Source organism: Kitasatospora sp. NPDC047058 (genome assembly GCF_040643935.1).
In the GTDB taxonomy this organism is placed as follows: Bacteria; Actinomycetota; Actinomycetes; order Streptomycetales; family Streptomycetaceae; genus Kitasatospora.
The window spans coordinates 1-1,311 of the sequence record NZ_JBEYVJ010000881.1; the positions used below are offsets into that span (position 1 = coordinate 1).

A 1,311-nucleotide genomic window follows, 5' to 3' on the forward strand; every position below is an offset into this window, starting at 1 on the left:
GACGGACGGGCTGGCCGCCCTGCCGACCCCGCCGGCCACCGCGGCGCCGTGGTCGGCCGTCGAGCTCTTCCTCGCGGACGTGCGCCGCTGGGCGGCCCGCTCCCTGCCCGAGGCGATGCTGCCAGCGCAGTTCGCGGTCGTCGACTCGCTGCCCCTGACACTCAACGGGAAGCTCGACCGGGCGGCCCTCCCGCCGCCCCGCACGCGGCCGACCGGCGACCGCACTGCGCCGCGGGACCTCGTCGAGGCGGTGCTGTGCGGGCTGTTCGCCGAGGTCCTCGGCGCCCCGGGGATCGGCGTGCACGACGACTTCTTCGCCCTGGGCGGCAGTTCCTTCGGGGCGATCCGCCTGCTGAGCCGCGTGCGCGCGGTCCTGGGCGGCGGTCCGACGCTGCGCAGCCTGTTCGCCGCCCCCACGGTGGCGGCGTTCGCCCGCGCGCTGGCCGAGGGGGCCGGCGGCGACCCGCTGACGTCCCTGCTGCCGCTGCGGCCGGGCGGCACCCGGCCGCCACTGTTCTGCGTGCACCCGGCGGCCGGCGCCGGCTGGGTGTACGCGGGTCTGCTGCCGCACCTCGCGCCGGACCGGCCGCTGCACGCCCTGCAGGACCCGGCGCTCGGCGGCGGCCGCCCGGCGGCGAGCGTCGAGGAACTGGCCGAGCGGTACGTCCGGCAGATCCGGGCGGTCCAGCCGGACGGGCCCTACCACCTGGCCGGCTGGTCGTTCGGCGGGCTGGTGGCCCAGGCGGTCGGCACCCGGCTGCGGGCGGCCGGGGAGGCGGTCGACCTGCTCGCCCTGCTGGATGCCCACCCGCTGACCGGCGGTGCGCCCGGCAGCGAGGACCCGGACGGCCTGCGGGCCCTGCTGGAGTCGCTCGGCGGCCACCCGCCCGCGGGCCGTTCGGAGGCGCTGGACCTCCCGGCGTTCCGGGCGGCGGCGCGCGGCGTCGACGCGGCCCTCGCCGAGCTCGACGACGCCCCGATCACGGCCATGGCCGAGGCGTTCCGCCGCAACGTGCGGCTCGCGCACGCCTTCCGCCCCGCCGTCTTCGACGGCGACCTGCTGCTCTTCACGGCCGCCCGCGGCAGTTCCCGCCGACAGCCCGGGGCCGAGGACTGGACCGGGTACGTGACGGGGCGGATCGACCAGGTGGCGGTCGCCTGCGCCCACGGGGAGATGGCCGGACCGGGGCCGATGGCGGTGATCGGTCCGCGGCTCGCGCACGCGCTCTCCGGCACCGGCTGACCGGCCCGCCCGCGCGGCCGCCCGCGACGGGCGACGACGAAGAGGGGCCCGCACACCCCCAGGCGTTC

1 protein-coding gene is annotated in these 1,311 nt (G+C 79.2%); it reads left to right on the forward strand.

Features of this window, described 5'->3' with window-relative positions; all coding sequences use genetic code 11:
- Positions 1 to 1,243, forward strand: a 1,243-nt coding sequence (locus ABZ885_RS41300) for a thioesterase domain-containing protein (RefSeq protein ID WP_360200379.1), incomplete at its 5' end; no start/stop codon positions are given.
- Positions 1,244 to 1,311 lie beyond the last annotated feature (68 nt).